The organism is Candidatus Borreliella tachyglossi, assembly GCF_003076595.1.
Lineage (GTDB): Bacteria > Spirochaetota > Spirochaetia > Borreliales > Borreliaceae > Borrelia > Borrelia tachyglossi.
The window spans coordinates 384,234-402,387 of sequence record NZ_CP025785.1; the positions used below are offsets into that span (position 1 = coordinate 384,234).

General features: G+C 31.1%; 17 protein-coding genes. 6 read left to right on the forward strand and 11 right to left on the reverse strand.

What is annotated here, in order from left to right; translation table 11 throughout:
• Positions 1-82 precede the first annotated feature (82 nt).
• Both CR532_RS01870 and CR532_RS01875 read left to right on the forward strand, forming a co-directional pair.
• Positions 83-1,459: an aminopeptidase gene (locus CR532_RS01870; RefSeq protein WP_108729148.1), complete on the forward strand. Its 1,377-nt coding sequence runs from the start codon at positions 83-85 to the stop codon at positions 1,457-1,459.
• A 6-nt stretch (positions 1,460-1,465) separates the two neighbouring features.
• On the forward strand, positions 1,466-1,759 hold the full coding sequence (locus CR532_RS01875) for a PTS sugar transporter subunit IIB (RefSeq protein ID WP_108729149.1): 294 nt from the start codon (positions 1,466-1,468) through the stop codon (positions 1,757-1,759).
• On the opposite strand, the gene CR532_RS01880 is transcribed toward CR532_RS01875, so the two are convergent.
• Genes CR532_RS01880 through CR532_RS01905 form a run of 6 tightly spaced genes read right to left on the reverse strand, consistent with a single transcriptional unit; the run spans position 1,756 to position 9,949 of the window.
• The gene (locus CR532_RS01880; protein ID WP_108729150.1) at positions 1,756-2,802 is read right to left on the reverse strand and encodes an NAD(P)H-dependent glycerol-3-phosphate dehydrogenase; all 1,047 of its coding nucleotides are present in this window, start codon (positions 2,800-2,802) and stop codon (positions 1,756-1,758) included. The genes CR532_RS01875 and CR532_RS01880 overlap by 4 nt on opposite strands.
• A gap of 16 nt (positions 2,803-2,818) precedes the next feature.
• Complete coding sequence (locus CR532_RS01885) at positions 2,819-5,104, reverse strand: AAA family ATPase (protein WP_108729151.1); 2,286 nt, start codon at positions 5,102-5,104, stop codon at positions 2,819-2,821.
• Positions 5,105-5,115: 11 nt separating this feature from the next.
• A complete protein-coding gene (gene tyrS / locus CR532_RS01890; RefSeq protein ID WP_108729152.1) occupies positions 5,116-6,333 on the reverse strand; it encodes a tyrosine--tRNA ligase in 1,218 nt (405 codons plus the stop codon).
• Complete coding sequence (locus CR532_RS01895; protein ID WP_108729153.1) at positions 6,330-7,667, reverse strand: glycine--tRNA ligase; 1,338 nt, start codon at positions 7,665-7,667, stop codon at positions 6,330-6,332. Before CR532_RS01895 ends, tyrS begins: the two co-directional genes overlap by 4 nt.
• A 29-nt stretch (positions 7,668-7,696) precedes the next feature.
• The gene (gltX, locus tag CR532_RS01900) at positions 7,697-9,169 is read right to left on the reverse strand and encodes a glutamate--tRNA ligase (protein ID WP_108729154.1); all 1,473 of its coding nucleotides are present in this window, start codon (positions 9,167-9,169) and stop codon (positions 7,697-7,699) included.
• A 12-nt stretch (positions 9,170-9,181) separates the two neighbouring features.
• Positions 9,182-9,949 (reverse strand): hypothetical protein, encoded by a 768-nt coding sequence (locus CR532_RS01905; RefSeq protein ID WP_108729155.1) that lies wholly within the window; start codon positions 9,947-9,949, stop codon positions 9,182-9,184.
• Positions 9,950-10,076: 127 nt separating this feature from the next.
• Here CR532_RS01905 and CR532_RS01910 point away from each other — a divergent pair, with 127 nt between their 5' ends.
• The 4 genes from CR532_RS01910 to CR532_RS01925 are packed head-to-tail and all read left to right on the forward strand — an operon-like array spanning position 10,077 to position 13,596.
• Positions 10,077-11,216, forward strand: coding sequence for an HD-GYP domain-containing protein (locus CR532_RS01910; RefSeq protein WP_108729156.1), 1,140 nt, complete (start codon positions 10,077-10,079; stop codon positions 11,214-11,216).
• Positions 11,217-11,227: 11 nt separating this feature from the next.
• A complete protein-coding gene (locus CR532_RS01915) occupies positions 11,228-11,941 on the forward strand; it encodes a 5'-methylthioadenosine/adenosylhomocysteine nucleosidase (RefSeq protein ID WP_108729157.1) in 714 nt (237 codons plus the stop codon).
• A 12-nt stretch (positions 11,942-11,953) separates the two neighbouring features.
• Entirely contained in the window at positions 11,954-13,126 is a 1,173-nt protein-coding gene (gene metK / locus CR532_RS01920; protein WP_108729158.1) for a methionine adenosyltransferase, read from the forward strand.
• Positions 13,123-13,596: an S-ribosylhomocysteine lyase gene (locus CR532_RS01925; RefSeq protein WP_108729159.1), complete on the forward strand. Its 474-nt coding sequence runs from the start codon at positions 13,123-13,125 to the stop codon at positions 13,594-13,596. The genes metK and CR532_RS01925 overlap by 4 nt, the downstream gene beginning before the upstream one ends.
• On the opposite strand, the gene CR532_RS01930 is transcribed toward CR532_RS01925, so the two are convergent.
• From CR532_RS01930 to CR532_RS05420, 5 genes are all read right to left on the reverse strand, one after another.
• A complete protein-coding gene (locus CR532_RS01930; RefSeq protein ID WP_108729160.1) occupies positions 13,593-14,252 on the reverse strand; it encodes a hypothetical protein in 660 nt (219 codons plus the stop codon). The genes CR532_RS01925 and CR532_RS01930 overlap by 4 nt on opposite strands.
• Positions 14,253-14,279: 27 nt before the next feature.
• The gene (locus CR532_RS01935; RefSeq protein WP_199911299.1) at positions 14,280-14,699 is read right to left on the reverse strand and encodes an HIT family protein; all 420 of its coding nucleotides are present in this window, start codon (positions 14,697-14,699) and stop codon (positions 14,280-14,282) included.
• A 37-nt stretch (positions 14,700-14,736) separates the two neighbouring features.
• A complete protein-coding gene (mgtE, locus tag CR532_RS01940; protein ID WP_108729162.1) occupies positions 14,737-16,098 on the reverse strand; it encodes a magnesium transporter in 1,362 nt (453 codons plus the stop codon).
• 51 nt (positions 16,099-16,149) lie between these two features.
• The gene (locus tag CR532_RS01945; protein ID WP_108729163.1) at positions 16,150-17,574 is read right to left on the reverse strand and encodes an MGH1-like glycoside hydrolase domain-containing protein; all 1,425 of its coding nucleotides are present in this window, start codon (positions 17,572-17,574) and stop codon (positions 16,150-16,152) included.
• Positions 17,575-17,880: 306 nt separating this feature from the next.
• Positions 17,881-18,154: BMP family ABC transporter substrate-binding protein (locus CR532_RS05420; protein WP_234416409.1), on the reverse strand; the 274-nt coding region annotated here is incomplete at its 5' end.

Here is an 18,154-nt window from a genome sequence, read left to right on the forward strand (position 1 = left end):
AAAAAATGATAATAAATCAATTACTTCGTATAGATTTTATCAATAATTAGAGTGTTATAATAAATCAATAGGAGGAATTTTAATGAAAAATAAAAACCCATGGACTTCTTTAAGCGAAAAAGATAAAAACATCATTTTAGAATTCTCTAAAGACTACAAAAAATTCTTAAGCACAGTTAAAACCGAACGAGAGGCTACCAATTATGCTATAAAAAGAGCCAAGGAAAAAGGTTTCATTAGTTCATACGAAAAACAAGAACTAAAGGCTGGAGACAAAATATTTTACACATGCCGAAATAAAAACATCGCTCTTGTATTTATTGGCAAAGAACCTATTGAAGATGGAATGCATTTTATTGTATCACACACAGACTCTCCGAGACTTGATGCAAAACCATCACCAATTGCTGAAGAGAGTGAATTTGCATTGCTTAAGACAAATTATTACGGTGGCATCAAAAAATATCAATGGTTATCCCTTCCTTTATCAATACGAGGAATAGTATTTTTAAAAAACGAAGAAAAAGTAGAGATCAATATAGGCGATGATAAGAATGATCCTGTATTTGTAATTCCTGATATTTTGCCACACCTTGACAAAAAAGTACAAAGAAACAAAAAATCTGAAGAAATTATCGAGGGTGAGAATTTACAAATCATAATTGGGAGTCTACCCATTGATACTAAAGAAAAAGACAAGGTAAAATTTGCTACCCTTAAGCTCTTAAAAGAAAAATATAAAATAGAAGAAGAAGATTTCATCTCAGCAGAAATAGAAATAGTGCCAGCAGGAGAAGCAAAGGATGTGGGTTTTGACAGTGCGTTGATTGGTGCTTATGGTCAAGATGACAAGGTTTGTGCTTACACCTCACTAGAGGCCATCCTAAATTTAGAAGAAACTCCAAACAAAACAGCTATATGCTTTTTAGTTGACAAGGAAGAGATTGGATCAACTGGATCAACTGGTCTAAACTCAAGATACCTTGAATACTTTGTATCAGATATTGTATCTAAACTTGAGAGGGAGAATTACAACGACCTTCTTGTTCAAAAAGCTTTATGGAATTCAAAAAGTATATCAGCTGATGTTTGTGCTGCAATAAATCCCTTATTTAAATCTGTTCATGATGAACAAAACGCACCTAAACTGGGATATGGAATACCCGTAATAAAATATACAGGGCATGGGGGTAAATACATGGCTAGTGACGCGGATGCTGAACTTGTATCTTATATTAGAAATTTGCTAAATAAAAATAAAATAGCTTGGCAAATAGCTACACTTGGAAAGGTAGAAGAAGGTGGTGGGGGAACTGTTGCAAAATTCTTAGCACATTATGGTATAAGAACAATAGACATGGGCCCTGGAGTACTTAGCATGCACTCTCCATTTGAATTAACTTCTAAATTTGATATATATACTTCTTACATAGCTTATAAGGCATTTTTTAAAGGATAAATAAATATGAACAAAGAGGCACAAGACACATCGGAACACATTATAGAATGCTTTGGAGGTATTGCAAATTTCAAAGAAATATATAAAGATGTTACTAGAATAAGAATATTAGTTGATAGCAATTCTTTAGTTAAGAGAGAAAATTTAACAGAAAACAAACACATCATAGGAACAATAAAATCAAACGAATTTACAGAAATTGTAATGAATTTTGAAATAATTGAAGATGTTTACAATAGCATCCTGTATATGATGAATAATCAAACAGAAAAGGAGGATCCAATTGGATCCTCCTTTTAATAATGCGTTATATAATCAATGACAGCCTCATGGGATGACTCTTTATTTAAAATGCTATATACAATATTTACTAAATTGTGATATTTTTCATTAATGCCTAAAATTTTTACAAGTGAAGATACTTCCTTAGCCGCAATTACTCCCTCTGGCAGGTAACCAATTTTATGGATATTACTTATTAAATCATCTATATCTAGAAAATCATCTAAAATATTTTTACTAACAATTTCACGTCCAAATCGTCTATTTCTTCCAAAAATGCTTCGACAAGTAACATCCAAATCTCCAGAGCCAGCTAAAAATAAAAATGTCTCCACATTGCAAGCACCTAGTTTGAATGCCAAATTTTTAATGTCATTCAAAGAAACCGAAAATAAAAAAGATTCTGTATTATTTCCTATTGAATTTGGATTTTTCATTTTATACTCATCTAAAATTCCAAATGCAATTGCACATACATTTTTTAAAGCTGAAGCTATCTGCACACCAAGTACATCATCACTATAAAATACAGCAATAGAAGTACCACTAAATAAATTAATAAAATCACAAGCATTTAGCTTGTTCTTACTAGCAGCCATAAGTCCCGTAATCACACCCAGTCCAACTTCCTCAGCATGGCTTGGTCCAGCAATATAAGTAATGTCATCTTTATATCCATTTAAAACACTCTCTGCAACCTCTACAATTGGACAAGGCTTCTCATCAATTGTTATAAAACCTTTAGTGAGTATTGCTAACTTTGGTTTCTTAGCCTCCAAAATACTTTTCAAACTCTTAAAAGTTCCCAAAGTAAATAATGAAGGAGTTGCAATAAAAACATATTCAGATTGACCTACAATATCAAGCAAATCAGAACTTGCCACCAAATTATCTGGCAATTTAATGTCTTTTAAATACTTGACATTTTCATGATCATTATTAATACTATCTTTAACAGCCTCTTCAAAAGACCATATTAAAACATTATCTTCAAACTTATCAGCCAAAACCTTAGCAACAGATGTCCCCCAAGCCCCAGCTCCAATTATCGATATTTTCATAATGCCCCCTTAATAGCTATAATAACTCATATTTTATTGTATCCTCTACGTAAATCCTAATCTTAGTATTTTCGTTATTTTTTTTTAAAATCATTTCATTAACTAATAAACTTCCAATCTCTTTGACTACAATCTTCCCCACACTCTTAATGCCAAATCCACTTCTATAGGTCTTACTCTTAAAATAATCTAAAATATTTTCTTCAAAAAAAACATCAACCTTTTCATTTCTTAAGATCTTAGCAACACTATTAATTTCTTTGAGAATAACCTTTTCAAAATCACTCTCGCTCACAGGTCTAAAGAAAAAAACATGATCTACCAAATCCAAAAATTGAGGAGAAAAACGATTCTCTATCAAACTTCTGCTATCTACTGTCTCAGATTTAAATCCAATACTACTCAGTTCTCTATGCTCTATATTAATATCTATTATTATTATGCTATCTGTTAAACTAACACTTCTGCCAAGATTATCATAGAGTTTGCCCGTGTTAAATCCCTCACAAAAAAAATCTATAACCTTTTTGGGTGATTTATCAAAATCTGAGAGAAAGATAATTGAACTTGAAGATTTGCTCAAGAATTTAAAAAATTTGGTAGGCTCATCATAAGATTCATAGCTATAAATAGGCCCTATTAATCTATTAACGCCATCAAAATCGCCATACTCACTAATTCCTAAAGTAAATTTAGGAATTTTAAGCTCTTCTGACAAAATACATAAAAGTTTATGCTTATCAATATTAGAAGAACTTAAAAAAACAAAAATCCCAAGAGTGTCCTTTTTAAAAAGAAACTTAATTCTTAAAAGCCTTATATTCAATATCAGATCAGACAAAACATTCTCATCAATTATCATAGTCTCTCTTATTTTATGCTCTAGATTAACTAGTAAACTATCATCATTTTCATCAATATTAAAAATATTAGAACCAACCAAAGATTTAACAAAATCTCTTACATCATTTTCAGTTATAATTTTCTTGTTATTCTCAAGCTTAAAATTAGCCCCAAGCTCATCTAAAAGGTCAAACGCCTTATCGGGAAGAAATCGATCCTTAATGTACTTACAAGACATAGAAATGAAAGCTCGTATTGCCTCATCTGTGTACTCTACATTATGATGTTTCTCATATTGTTTCTTAGCTCCTTTTAAAATAAGATAAGTATCCTTAAAACTCGGTTCCCTAACCTCTATACTATGAAACCTTCTTATTAACGCTTTATCTCTTAAGAAAAATTTTTTATATTCATACTCAGTAGTAGCACCAATAAACTTCACTTTTCCTAAAGTTAGAATAGGTTTTAACAAATTTGAAATATCAATACTACTAGAAGATGTAGCCCCAGCACCAACTATCATGTGAATTTCGTCTATAAAGAGAATCACCTTCTTTTTTAAATATAAGAAGTCTAGCAGTTTATTTACCCTATCCTCAAGATCTCCCCTATATCTAGTACCAGATATAAGTCTGCCAATATCAAGAGAATAAACCTCATAGTCTATTAACTCCTTAGGTGTTTTACCTGTTTTTATCATATAGGCAAGGCCATAAATTAATATCGTTTTTCCAACTCCAGGTTCTCCAAATAAAATAGGGTTACTTTTATGCTTGCGAAGCATTACTTGAATTAATTTACACAATTCCTTTTCTCGACCAATTAAGGGATTCTGTTTTAAATTTGGATCTAGGTTGTCGATAACATTTACTAAAAATTCTTCAACAAGATTTTTATCATCTAATGAGTCATGCTTATGTTCTAATTTAAAATAATCTTCTTCAAAAATCCCAAAACCTCCATCTACTCCATTATAAGAATTACAATTAGAAACTAATTTCTTATTTTCAATTAAACCCAAACTTAAATCTGAACCTAAGTAATCATAAACTCCAATCATCTTGTCAAAGATAGCTAAATTAAAACCCGATTTTAGCAAAGCATCTAAAATTGTATTTTGTCTTTTCCTAATTAATACCCATAATAAATCTTTTTCTTGTAATCTATAAGGTTTTTTATAATGAAAAATTGTATCAATTATTTCTTGATACAATTCATTTATCTTAAAAACATAATCTGAGATATTAGAATCCCTTAAGGGTAGCTTTTTGAAAAACTCCTCTAATATTTTATCAAACCTATAAAAATCAAGTGTACATAAATCAAGTAATTCTCTAATCTTTTCATCATCGATTAAACTATAAAAAATATGCTCTTCTGTAAAAACAAGATGCTGTCGTCCCATAAAAAACAGAAATGACTTAAAGAATAAGTTATTTAAAGCTCTTCTGTTATACATAGAAACACCAACTACAAAATAATTCTTAAAACTTTTTTCTTACCAACTCTAAGTTCAATCTCATCATTAGTAAAATTATCCTTAGTAAGGTAATAATCCTGCTCTCCTATTCTCACTTTATCTATATAAACTCCACCTGAATTAATTAATCGCCTAGCTTCTGATTTACTAGATACAACTTTTGAAAGAGTCATTAAATCAATCAATAAAATTCCTGGATCTAGACTAGCTAATCCCAATTCAAAAAAAGGAATGTCAGCTCTATCACCATCCCCCTTAAAAGCTGCCGAGGCTGCCGAGGCTGCCCTTAAGGCTGAATCCTCTCCATGGACAATCTTTGTTATCTCATAAGCTAAAATTTCTTTTGCTTTGTTTAATAAATTTCCTTTAAAGCTTGAAATATTCTCAATCTCATAATCCTCTAAAAAAGTAAATAGATACAAAAATCTCTTAACATCACAATCTGAAACATTTCTAAAATATTGGTAAAAATCATAAACACTGTAAATCTTTGAATCAAGATAAACAGCTCCCTGTTCTGATTTGCCCATCTTTTTCCCATCACTTCTTTCAATAAGGGGAAACGTTAGTCCAAAAACCTCTTCTCCCAATTTCCTCCTAACTAAATTAACCCCAGATACAATATTACCCCATTGGTCATCACCCCCAATTTGAAGACTACAATTCTTGGTCTTACTCAGAATATAAAAATCATACGATTGTAAAAGCTGATAATTAAATTCAATAAATGAAAGACCAGTATCAAGTCTTCTTTTATAGGTCTCAAAACTTAGCATACGATTAACAGAAAAATGTACTCCAACATCCCTTAGAAACTCAATGTAATTAATATTATCAATCCACTCTGCATTATTAAGAACATACCCATGGCTAAAATCTACTATTCTTAACAATTGCCTTTTTATTGCCTTAACATTTTGTTCTATATCTTCTTTTGATAAAATCTTTCTCATTTCACTCTTACCTGAAGGATCGCCTATTTTTGTAGTTCCACCTCCAACTAAAGCAACTGGAATATGTCCTTGTCTTTGTAGGTGCACCATTGCCATAAAAGGGATCAAATGTCCAATATGAAGAGACCCAGAAGTAGCATCAACACCTACGTAGAAAACTATTTTTTTTCTCTGCATTAAAGCACTTAAAGCTTCTAAATTCGTGCACTGCTTTAAAAATCCCCTTTTCTTTAAAATATCTAAGGCAAGATTCATTTATTTAAAGCTCTTTTATAATTTAAAATTTCCGTTCTAATATATGAATATAATTCATCAAGAGAAATCCTTACCTGAGCCATATTGTCTCTATCTCTTAAAGTAACTGTCCTATTCTCAATGGTGTCATAATCTATTGTTACACAATAAGGTGTCCCAATCTCGTCCTGACGTCTATATCTCTTGCCTATCGTGCCACTGTCATCATAAAACATATGAAAATCATCACTAAGCTCCATAAAGACTCTTCTCGCAAGCTCAGAGAGTCCGTCTTTCTTTACGAGAGGGAGTATCGCAACCTTATAAGGAGCGAGTTTGGGATGCAAACGAAGAACTATTCGCTTATCCCCTCCCTCAAGCTCTTCATGAACATAAGAATCACAAAGAGTCATTAAGACACTCCTTGTAAGCCCAAGAGACGTCTCAATAATATAGGGAACATACTTCTCACCACTTATTAAATCATGATATTCAAATAACTTGGGCTTACCACAAAACTTTGCATGCTGAGATAAATCATAATTACCTCTATTATGAATTCCCTCAAGCTCTTGAAACCCGAACGGAAATTCATACTCAATATCAACTGCAGCCTTGGCATAATGAGCAAGCTCATCTCCTTTATGATCTTTAAACCGTAACCTATCAGATTTTATTCCAAGAACTTCCACCAAAAAATTCATTCTATTTTGCTTCCAATAATAATACCAATCATCCATCTGCTTGGGATGTACAAAAAATTGCATCTCCATTTGTTCAAACTCGCAAGTTCTAAATATAAAATTTTTTGTTACTATCTCATTTCTAAATGCCTTACCGATCTGAGCTATACCAAAAGGAATCTTAAGCCTCGTAGAATCTAATACATTGCGAAAGTTAACAAAAATACCTTGAGCGGTTTCTGGTCTTAAATAAATTTCACTAGCACTATCTTCTGTAGCTCCAATATTAGTTTTAAACATTAAATTAAAATTTCGGGGAGCTGTAAAAGTGCCCATCTCATTACAACTAGGACAACTCCTAGACAAATCAACCAGATCTGCTCTAAATCTATTCTTGCAATTTTTACAATCAACCAATGGATCTGAAAAGCTCTCAACATGCCCTGAAGCTACCCAAACTTCAGGTCGCATAAAAATAGCACTATCCAAGCCTACCACATTTTCATGTAAGTACACCATATTTTTCCACCATTCGTTTTGTATATTTTTCTTAAGCTCAACCCCCAAAGGTCCATAATCCCACACCCCTGAAAGGCCTCCATAAACTTCTGATGATTGAAATACAAAACCTTTTCTCTTAGCGAGTGAAATAACATCTTCTATTCTAATCATATCAATATCCTTAAAACTTATTACTTATATTATTCATGTCTTTTCAAAAATTCCTGTGCTAAATTTATTCTATTAAAAACCTTAAGTTTCCCGAGCAATTTCAAAGACTCAAAAAGAGGTGGCGATACCTTACTACCAAGAACGGCAATCCTAATTGGAAGCAAAACTTCACCTATTTTTAGATTATTCTCATTAGCAAAATCATGAAAACTTTCTTCGTTCTCAGATAATACTTTTGTTTCAAACCCTTCTAATACTGGTTTAATCTTTTCTAAAATTAAATAAATATCAGTTACTGTTTTCTTTTTACCTAAAAATTCATCTAAATTCCACGTTTGAATATCTTCATAAAAAAACTTAAGCATAGTTACAGCTTCACTAAGCTTTCTAATTCTCGTCTTTATGAGAGGAATTAAAAGCATTAATTGTTTCTCATCATCAGAATTAATATTCTCTTTAATGTAACCTGCCCTTTGCAAAAATGGAACCAAAAGCCCAGCTAATTCATAATCTTCCTTTTCTCTAATATAATGACTATTAAAAAAATCCAATTTACGATAATCAAAAATAGCAGGAGATTTATTTATGTTCTCAATACAGAACAATCTTCGAAGTTCATTTTTTGTAAAAAACTCCTTCTTGTCATCATAAGACCATCCAAGTAAAGTAATATAATTAATAATAGCTTCGGGAAGATATCCATCATCAATAAATTGTCTTAAAGCTGTAGAACCATGCCTCTTACTCAATTTTTGCCCATCGCTACCCATTACCATTGGAAGATGGCAATAAATAGGAGGTATCCATCCAAAAGCGTTATAAAGAAGCACATGAAGAGGACCTGAAGCAACCCACTCCTGAGCCCGCAAAACATGCGAAACTCTCATTAAATGATCATCAACAACATTTGCAAGATGATAAGTTGGGAGTCCATCGGATTTCACAATAACAGGATCCGGATTAATATCCTTATTTGGCCATGTTACTCTGCCAAGCAATATATCACTAAAACTAGTCTCCCCGTCAAGAGGTATTTTAAATCTAATAACAGGAATGATTCCTAAGCTTACAGCATCCTTAACTTCATTCTCACTTAAATTTCTACAATGCCGATCATATCCTGTTGCCATCTTGTTAACAGTTTGAATCTTTCTAATCCGATCTAGTCTCTCAGGTGTACAATAACAATAATAAGCATCCCCCGATTCAACTAATTTTTTAGCATATTCATTGTATATCGCGGTTCTCTTTGACTGAATATAAGGTGCATAAGGTCCACCACAAGTAGGTCCCTCATCAAAATCAATGCCAAGCCATTCCAAGCTCCGATAAAGATCATCTTCTGCTTCTTTAAAATATCTATTCTGATCTGTGTCCTCTACTCTAAGCAAGAATTTTCCGCCACAGGATTTGGCAAAGAAATAATTAAATAAAGCTGTTCTAATTCCTCCAATGTGCTGCAAACCCGTAGGAGAGGGTGCATATCTAACTCTTATATTCAAACCTAACCTCTTTTAACAAAAAATATCCTTTCTTGAACTATCATAAATATAATAAAAAACTACAAAAAATAAATTTGAATTAAGCAATTTCACATGCTTAATATTTAATCTATTTTTATGTTTAAAATACTGACTTCTAATGTCAAGTCTAGTCTGCTCAATTAAATGGGAATCTAAATTCGATCTTTGTAAAAGATAATAATAATACATTTTGTAAATAGGATCCCTTGAAAAATATCCTTTTAGGTAATCTATTTCCCTGCTCAATTTTTCATACTCTTTAAAGGAAATCATACTAAGCGCCACACAATATCTCAACCACATATTTTTGCTATTTGTATACTTGAAAATCAAACTAGCCGCTTTCTCTTTTTCTCTAAAACTAATAAGCACAGAATAAAGTTCTACTATCGTCTTATTACTAATTTTATTATCTTTTAGATAAAAATAAATCTCATCAAGACTCTTTTTATCTTGCTTGAGTAAAACTATCTTTAGCAAAACAGAGATGTCAAATACACTCTTAAGTCGTTTTCTCATTAACTTAAGTTTTAAAAAAATATAGGTATCCTCTACACCATTTAATACAAAATATAATCTTGAGTAAAGGAATCTAGAATAAAAAATATTAAAAACAAATACAAAAAAAATAAAAGTTAAAATAATATGAGCATGCAAGTGAAGAAAGTCTATCACACTTGAGAATTTTAAAATTTCTAGCAAATAAATAAAACATCCAAAAAACATAATATTAAAAATTAAAAGTATTCTATCTATCATTAAAAATCTCTTCTTTAAAGTTTAATTCCAAAATTGAGCTATATAGTTTTATTATACTAAATAGATAGACAATATATAAATAATATGTTATACATGTTTATTAATAAGTTTACACCTAAGAGGAAATATGCAAAGCCTGGACAACTTGGCAAAAGATATAAAACGCTTTTCATATACAATAGATAAAGGATTTCTGGTATGGCCTGAAAATTCTCTTGTAAGACCTAAAAATATCGAACTCATCGAAAAATGGGATTTAAAAGATGAACTTAATACAGAAATGAACTTCTTTAATGATTCCCTAGTAGATAGAGGATACAAGCTAGCTAACTTAGATTATAATGATGAGGCTATTTCTAGCTATCACATACTAGTGAGCAATTTAGAAGAGATATATGAAAGTTGCAAGAGAAATAAAAAAATTTATTACCAAGATGTTCTTCCAACTGCAAAAAAAGTAATCGACTTTTATAAAAAAAATCAAAAAACATTTATAAAATATATGAAAATTCCTAAATTATTATCCGATTACCATATTGTTCACTCAATAAACACCGCAATATTAACAGTCGCACTTGGCAATGAGATGAATCTAAACAATTATAAAACAGTTGAACTCTGTACTGTAGCTCTTCTTCACAAAATAGGGTTTTTATTTATACCTTTAAAGATAAGCGGGAAAAGTGACAAATTAAGTGATGAAGAGTTTGAACTAATTAAAAAGTATCCCATACTTAGCTATAAAATCATCTCGGCAACCAATTTTTCAAAAACCATTTGCTCAACTCTCTTGGCTCACAAAGAAAATTTAGATGGCTCGGGATATCCTAAAAAAATTAAAAGTGAGCATATTAGCATTGAGGCAAATATAATTGGTGCCGCTAGTGCGTACAGCGCTATTATTCTAGATAGAGCCTATAAAAAATCCCTAAATTCTGGAGCATCTCTTATTGAGCTCATACAAGATGCTGATAAAAAATTTGACAAAAGGGTTCTAAAGTTAATAATCAAGGTGCTCTCTCAATGTCCTCTAGACTTTATTGTTGAACTTAATGATAAATCAATTGCTAAAATAATAAAAATTAATGAAGAGAATCTTAATTTTCCATATATAAGATACATCATAAAAGATGACAAAGTTATACCTTCAAGCAACAATCAACATTGTATCAAGTCCATACCTCAAACAGAAACGGGAATTAAAAAAATACTCGGACAACACGAAATAGACTCTCTTGTAAAAAAATACTCTTTAAAAGAAATATAAAAGGAGAAGGTATGATTTTAATAGTATCTGCAATGAATGAAGAATCATCGGAAATAAATAAAATCATTGAAAACAGAGAAGAAATTATATTAAATGACTATTTAGGTGAGAAGAAAATTTATAAGGGAAAAATTACAGGTCATGAAGTACTCTCTTTAACTACTGGTATTGGGAAAGTAAACGCTGCCACTTGGTGTAGCTATATTATATCAAAATATAAGATCTCTCACATAATCAACTCAGGCACTGCTGGTGGGATAAGTACATCTGCTAATCTTAAAATAGCAGACATCATAGTATCATCAGAGATAGCATTTCATGATTTTAACTTAACTAAATTTGGACATAAAATAGGACAAGCACCAGGATTTCCACAAAAATTTAAAGCAGATAAAGAATTGTTAAAAAAAGTAGTTAGAGTTATAGAAGATAAAATTACGAATATTAATGTTCATATTGGTTTAATACTTACAGGAGATCAATTTATTGGGGATCAAAACCACCTAGAAGAAATTAAGAACAATTTTGCAGATGCTTTAGCTGTAGAGATGGAAGGTGCTGCAATTGCCCAAGTTGCACATATATTTGGAATACCTTTTATTATTACACGGTCTGTATCTGACTTACCAAATACCAAAGATAATCACATCGACTTTAATAAATTCTTGGCAATCGCATCCATGAATTCGGCTCAGATGGTAAAGGAGCTTATTGGACTAATATAAAAGAGGGGAAAGATGATAAATAAAAAGAATCAAACATCAACTTCCGAAGCTGTATCTGAAGGTCATCCTGATAAGATTGCAGATCAAATTTCTGATGCCATACTTGATGAAATACTAAAAAGAGATAAACTGGCAAAAGTTGCGTGTGAAACTTTAATCTCGCAAAATTTAGTAGTCATAGCAGGAGAAATAAATAGTGCAGCAAAAAAAGGCATAGATATCAGAGAGATTGTCAAACAAATAATAAAAAATATTGGATATACAGACATAGAATATGGCCTTGATTACAAATCTGTTACAATAATTGATATTATTGGACCTCAGTCAATAGATATTACAAATGCTGTTGAAAAAAAAGATAAAGGAGATATTGGCGCTGGAGACCAAGGAATAATTTTTGGTTATGCATGCAATGAAACTGAAAATTTCCTACCCATAGCATACGAATTATCTAACTTAATCTTAAAAAAGGCTAGCATGCTTAGAAAATCAGGAGAGATTAAATGGCTACGCCCTGATGCAAAATCTCAAGTTACTATTGAATATAACTCTAATAATCATCCTAGTAGAATCAGCAATATTGTTGTATCTCATCAACATGACCCTGACATCCCTCAAAATATTATAAGAAAAACAATCATTGAAGAGATTATAAAACCTACTCTTAAAAATAAATCAATATTTGATGAGAATATCAAATACTATATCAATCCTTCAGGTAATTTTGTCATTGGTGGGCCTACTGGAGATACAGGTCTTACAGGAAGAAAGATTATTGCCGACAGTTATGGTGGATTTGCAAGACATGGCGGGGGTGCCTTTAGTGGAAAAGATGCCACTAAAGTTGACAGGTCAGCGGCCTATATGGCAAGATATATTTCTAAGAATATGGTAGCAGCTGGAATTTCTAATGAATTTGAGATACAGCTTGCTTATGCTATTGGAATTGCTAAACCAGTATCTATTAAAATAACTATGGGAATAAATGATGCTGAGTATGAAAATAAAATATTAAATTTTATCATAAATAATTTTGACTTAACTCTCAATGGTATAATTGAAAAATTAAAATTAAGAGAACCTATTTACTTGAAAACGTGTACATATGGTCACTTTGGAAAAAACGAATTCGAATGGGAAAAACTAGATTTTGTAGATAAAATAAAAGAAGAGCTTATGAGATGAATCAAATAACAAGTTTTACAATCGATCACACAAAGCTAAAACCTGGCATATATATCTCAAGAAAGGATATATTTAATAACTCAACATTCACTACAGTGGATATTAGGATGAAAGCTCCTAATATCGAGCCTGTAATAAACACTGCGGAAATACACACAATCGAACATATAGGTGCAACACTACTTAGAAATAATAAGGTTTGGAAAGAAAAAACATTATATTTTGGTCCAATGGGTTGCAGAACTGGATTTTATCTAATCCTTGCAGGCGATTATGAGAGCAGGGATCTTATTGATTTAATATCTTGGCTTTTCTCTGAGATTGCAAACTTCAACGGAGATGTTGCAGGTGCAACTGAAAAGGAATGTGGAAATTATCAAGATCACAGCCTAAGTATGGCAAAATACGAGTCTAATCGATACTTAAAAATACTATCAAATATAAAAGAAGAAAATCTAGTATATCCTTAGTAATAAGGATACATGGAGTTTATATTATATTGATAAATAAATCCTATAGATACTTTATGCATTTGATTAAATAGCAAAGATTTATTATAAAAAAGTGGTGAGATGACATATTCCAAGAAAACAAATCCTAAATTAATTCTTGTTCCCACATCAAATCCTAAATTAAAAGAGTTTTTTCTCACTATAGAATCTAAATAATCATTAGGATAACTCACAAAACCCATATATCCAAATTTAATACCTGAGAAAACAATCCAGCTAAACAATGCTATATCGGGCATAAAGAAACAATTAAAATATACTCTAAATGACACTGACATATCACGTAGTTCAAAACTATCAGAATATCCTACCAAGTCTCCTATAGCATGTCCTCTTGCTAACATAGAAACAAAATTCCTAGAATAGGATGTATAACCTGATAAAAATCTTGCATCCAAAGAAACTTCCCCGCCAAGAGCCAAATGATCTAAAACAACAACCCCGCTACCACTAAAAACCTGATATTTAAGTCTCTCATAAAAATATAAATCTCTAGAAAAATTATCAGCACCTATTCCGATACCACCATAAAAATTAGTATCTCTTGGAAAGAAAGAATAAACCTTAAACGCACTAAATATAAAAATAACTAATCCACAAAAAAATTTATTCATTAATATCCCTTTCTTTAAGAAAAAATTTCAAATATTTTGACTTATCTTTTTAGACAAGTCCAAAAGTTCATCTCCTAAAAGACTAATATTAGCCCCTCTTTTAAAACCAAAATTATCCCCCTGAAACCTTGGTAATACATGAAAATGTGTATGAAAAATAACTTGTCCCGCATCAGAACCAACTGCAGTATAAATATTCACTCCGCTACAAATACAGGATCCCAATTTTTTTAAAGAGAGCGCTATCTTCTTACAGATTTCTAACATTCGAGCATTAAGCTCATCACTCATATCCAAAGCATCAGTACTATGTTGTTTTGGTATAACAAGAGTATGGCCAATGTTTAAAGGGTTAATGTCAAGGAAAGCAAGTACTAAATCATCTTCATATACCTTATAACAAGACACCTCATTTTGTACTATCTTGCAAAAAATACAATCACTCAAAATTCCTCCAATGTAATATTACCCAAAAACAGATTCCTTAAAAATAATTAGTTAATACTAATTTTGCTATATTAAAATAAGCAATTAAGGTAATAACATCCGCAATAGTAGTAATTAAAGGTCCCGCCATTAAGGCTGGATCTAGTTTTAAAATCTTGGCAAAAATAGGTAACAATCCTCCCAATACTTTTGCTACCATTAAACCTATCATCAAACATGCAGAAACAACAAAAGCTATTCTAAACCTCTCATCATGCTCAGGGATCACAAACAGTATAACTCTTAAAAAATTAATACTAGCAAGAATTGTCCCAACTAAAACACTGACACACACTTCTTTAAGTAGTACACGAAAAAAATCCTTTATCTTAAGAGTTCCAAGAGCAAGTTCACGAATTATCAAAGCAGATGCTTGAGAGCCTGCATTCCCTGAAGTATCCATCAAAAGTGGAATAAAGCTAGTTAAAATGACTAAAGATAACACCAAATTCTGATAATTTGTAATTATAGTGGCCGTCAAAGTAGAAGATATCATAAGAATCAAGAGCCAAATTATCCTATTTTTTGTCATGTCAAAAATAGAAGTATCAAGATAAGATTTACCTAAAGGAGTAACTGCAGCCATTATATGAAAATCTTCAGTATTTAAACTCTGAATAACTTCAAGAATATCGTCAATAATGATTATTCCTATCATTCTCCCCTCATTGTCAACAACAGGCACACTTGAAATATCATGATTCTGAAATAAAAGCGCAACATCTTCCTTCCCATCACTAACTTTAACAATATAAAATCCGCTACTCTTCATTATTGAAGAAATAAGAACATCATCCCTAGACAACATCAAATCTTCAATTTTGACAACTCCTTTTAATCGCTTCTCTTCATCTGTGATATAGTAAGTATAAACATCCTCTTTAGTTTTTGCCACCTTTCTAATATAATCAAGAGCCTCTCGGACAGAGAAATACTCCTTAAGCTCAATATATTCTATTATTACAATTGAACCAGCAGAATCATCACTGTAGGACAAGAATTTATTAATAATTTCTCTATTTTCCTCCGTAGAACTTGCTAAAAACCTTTGTACAACATTTGCTGGCACTTCCTCAACAAGATCAATAACATCATCAAGATTCAGTTCATCTATCATTTCACTTATTTCTTTGTTTGTAAAAGAATTAGCCAATTTATTTTTCGTAATCTGATCAAAGTTAGAAAAAGCCTCAACAGCAACCTTTTTAGGAAGAAACCTATAAAGCAAAATTAAATCAGATCCATTAAGTTTTTTAAGAGTTTCGCTAATATCAAAAGCATCGTATTTTAAAAGCTCTTCCTTGATTTCAGAATATTTTTTCTCTTCAAGCAAGGTTTTTAAAAGCACAATATCTATCATATTATGACCTCCAAGATTCTAACTTTTATAAATATAAAGTAAATTCATTAACTAAAGCTTATCTAAAAGCATAGAACACCTACCAGATGGTATAGGTAAAGTTTTTTCCTTTTTATTTAATATATTTATGGTAAAGTAATAAAGCTTCTCAGACTCCATTTTAATCTCCCATCCTCTCTTACCCTTATTGCAAATAATTGTGGTTTGATTTTTTTTAAGAGATAAACTCTCTATTCCCATAATTTCAAGAGCAGGAATATTCCAATAAACTGTTTTATCGGGCAAACTAATGGTTAATCCAATAATATTTTCTATCATCAAACTAATGCTAAAAAGTGAAAGATAGCAAATAATATCTTTTTCTGGGAGAATCTTTTTCTCAGCATCAAAATATGCAGGACCCTCTTTCATTGGCTTATAAGCTTCCCAAACGTGCCCCTTAACTTTGCCATCAGGAAGTAGAGTATCTAATATATAGTATAAATGTCTGATGGTAAATTCTCTTGCAATATTTGCACGCCTACAATATTCAAGACCCTTAATAACAAAAAAATTCATATAAGTATAAACAGACCCATAATACCCATTCCCATTCAAGCTAAATCTAGGATCATGAGCTGAAAGAGTAGGAAAAGGATTTGGAGTTCCAAAGTGTTTATGGCTTTTTAAATAAAAAATCATTCTCTCTATTCTATCCTCACTTGGAATTTCAGAAAGCAAGGGTAAAAACCCTGCTATTGTCTTGCATCTAATAATATTCTCATCAATATCAAGATCATAATAAAATCCATCCCTTTCATCCCACATTAAAGAATTAATTTTAGCCTTAAGAGAGAAAAACCTCTTTTTATACTCAAGTGATAAATTTTTATCGTTTAATATGTCTGCTAATTTTGAAATACAATACGCACTGTGCACCTGAAATGAATTAAAATCTATCGGATAATAAGCATTCTCTCTGGGAGAATTTTTATAAAAGATTTTATCCATATTAATTGAATAAAGACCATTTACTTTTAAAAATTTTTTCTCTATCCACCGATAGTATTTATCAAGAATTGGTAAAACATCAGAAATACGTCTTTTATTGCCTGTTTTATGATATAAATTATATTCAGCCCAAGCAAAAATTGGCAGTCCAATACCCTCATCATTCCCTTCCATATAAACAACATTATTACTGTGGTCATAACGAGATCTGATCGCACCAGATGCCTCCTGAAGTTGATAAAATTTATCAATAGTAGCTGTAGGAGAATACTCCCCATTACTGTAAACAAGAAAAAAGCTTGAAAGACAAGCTTGCATTTGATCTATAAAATTAAGATTTTCAGAATAATAATTTTTTTCTTTTTTACCCTTCTCTAAAGTTTGAGGAAAAACAATTTTGTCCTGAATCCAGGAAAGACTTTTATTATAAATATCAATAAAATCCTGATCGTAATAGTAAATTATTGGAAATATTCTCTTATTCAATGCTCAAACCTCTGATATAATAAATATAAATAAACTTTTATTTATTATATCATTATTATAATATCAAAATGAGACTTACCCTTAAAAATGTTAACATTAGACACAATTCTCTACAGGTAAAAATACTTAATAAAAATAAATTAATCTAACCTTGAAAATTGCAATCAAACAGATTGCTACTTTAAAAATCAAAAAGCTTAGGCATAAATAAACACCAAAGCCTTATTTAACAATTTAAAAACCATGTAAACATCTTCTTGAATATTTAGTATATGCTACTTAAGAAAGATAATCTAAGAATATATTTTAAGCTTTTTCCGTACTTGGAGCATAATCTTCATTGCTTATTTCCTCAATAACTCCAAATCCTGATAACCCTGCTGCTGGAAATATGATATCTACTCCATCTGCATACATCTTACTTGCCATACTCCTTCCAGTCTCAGCATCAGCAAAACTTCCAATATATCCGCTATTTACTATAATATCCCTTCTAGCATACTTAGCACCTGCTTCATACCCATACCTAAACGAATTAATTATTACACCCTCTATCCCACCTAAAAATCCAATCTTACCT

What these genes read in the sequence shown, in the direction of transcription:
- CR532_RS01870 (WP_108729148.1), top strand. Translation starts at nt 83, where the DNA reads ATGAAAAATAAAAACCCATGGACTTCTTTAAGCGAAAAAGATAAAAAC.
- CR532_RS01875 (WP_108729149.1), top strand. Translation starts at nt 1,466, where the DNA reads ATGAACAAAGAGGCACAAGACACATCGGAACACATTATAGAATGCTTT.
- CR532_RS01880 (WP_108729150.1), bottom strand. Translation starts at nt 2,802, where the DNA reads ATGAAAATATCGATAATTGGAGCTGGGGCTTGGGGGACATCTGTTGCT.
- CR532_RS01885 (WP_108729151.1), bottom strand. Translation starts at nt 5,104, where the DNA reads ATGTATAACAGAAGAGCTTTAAATAACTTATTCTTTAAGTCATTTCTG.
- tyrS (WP_108729152.1), bottom strand. Translation starts at nt 6,333, where the DNA reads ATGAATCTTGCCTTAGATATTTTAAAGAAAAGGGGATTTTTAAAGCAG.
- CR532_RS01895 (WP_108729153.1), bottom strand. Translation starts at nt 7,667, where the DNA reads ATGATTAGAATAGAAGATGTTATTTCACTCGCTAAGAGAAAAGGTTTT.
- CR532_RS01905 (WP_108729155.1), bottom strand. Translation starts at nt 9,949, where the DNA reads ATGATAGATAGAATACTTTTAATTTTTAATATTATGTTTTTTGGATGT.
- CR532_RS01910 (WP_108729156.1), top strand. Translation starts at nt 10,077, where the DNA reads ATGCAAAGCCTGGACAACTTGGCAAAAGATATAAAACGCTTTTCATAT.
- CR532_RS01915 (WP_108729157.1), top strand. Translation starts at nt 11,228, where the DNA reads ATGATTTTAATAGTATCTGCAATGAATGAAGAATCATCGGAAATAAAT.
- metK (WP_108729158.1), top strand. Translation starts at nt 11,954, where the DNA reads ATGATAAATAAAAAGAATCAAACATCAACTTCCGAAGCTGTATCTGAA.
- CR532_RS01925 (WP_108729159.1), top strand. Translation starts at nt 13,123, where the DNA reads ATGAATCAAATAACAAGTTTTACAATCGATCACACAAAGCTAAAACCT.
- CR532_RS01930 (WP_108729160.1), bottom strand. Translation starts at nt 14,252, where the DNA reads ATGAATAAATTTTTTTGTGGATTAGTTATTTTTATATTTAGTGCGTTT.
- mgtE (WP_108729162.1), bottom strand. Translation starts at nt 16,098, where the DNA reads ATGATAGATATTGTGCTTTTAAAAACCTTGCTTGAAGAGAAAAAATAT.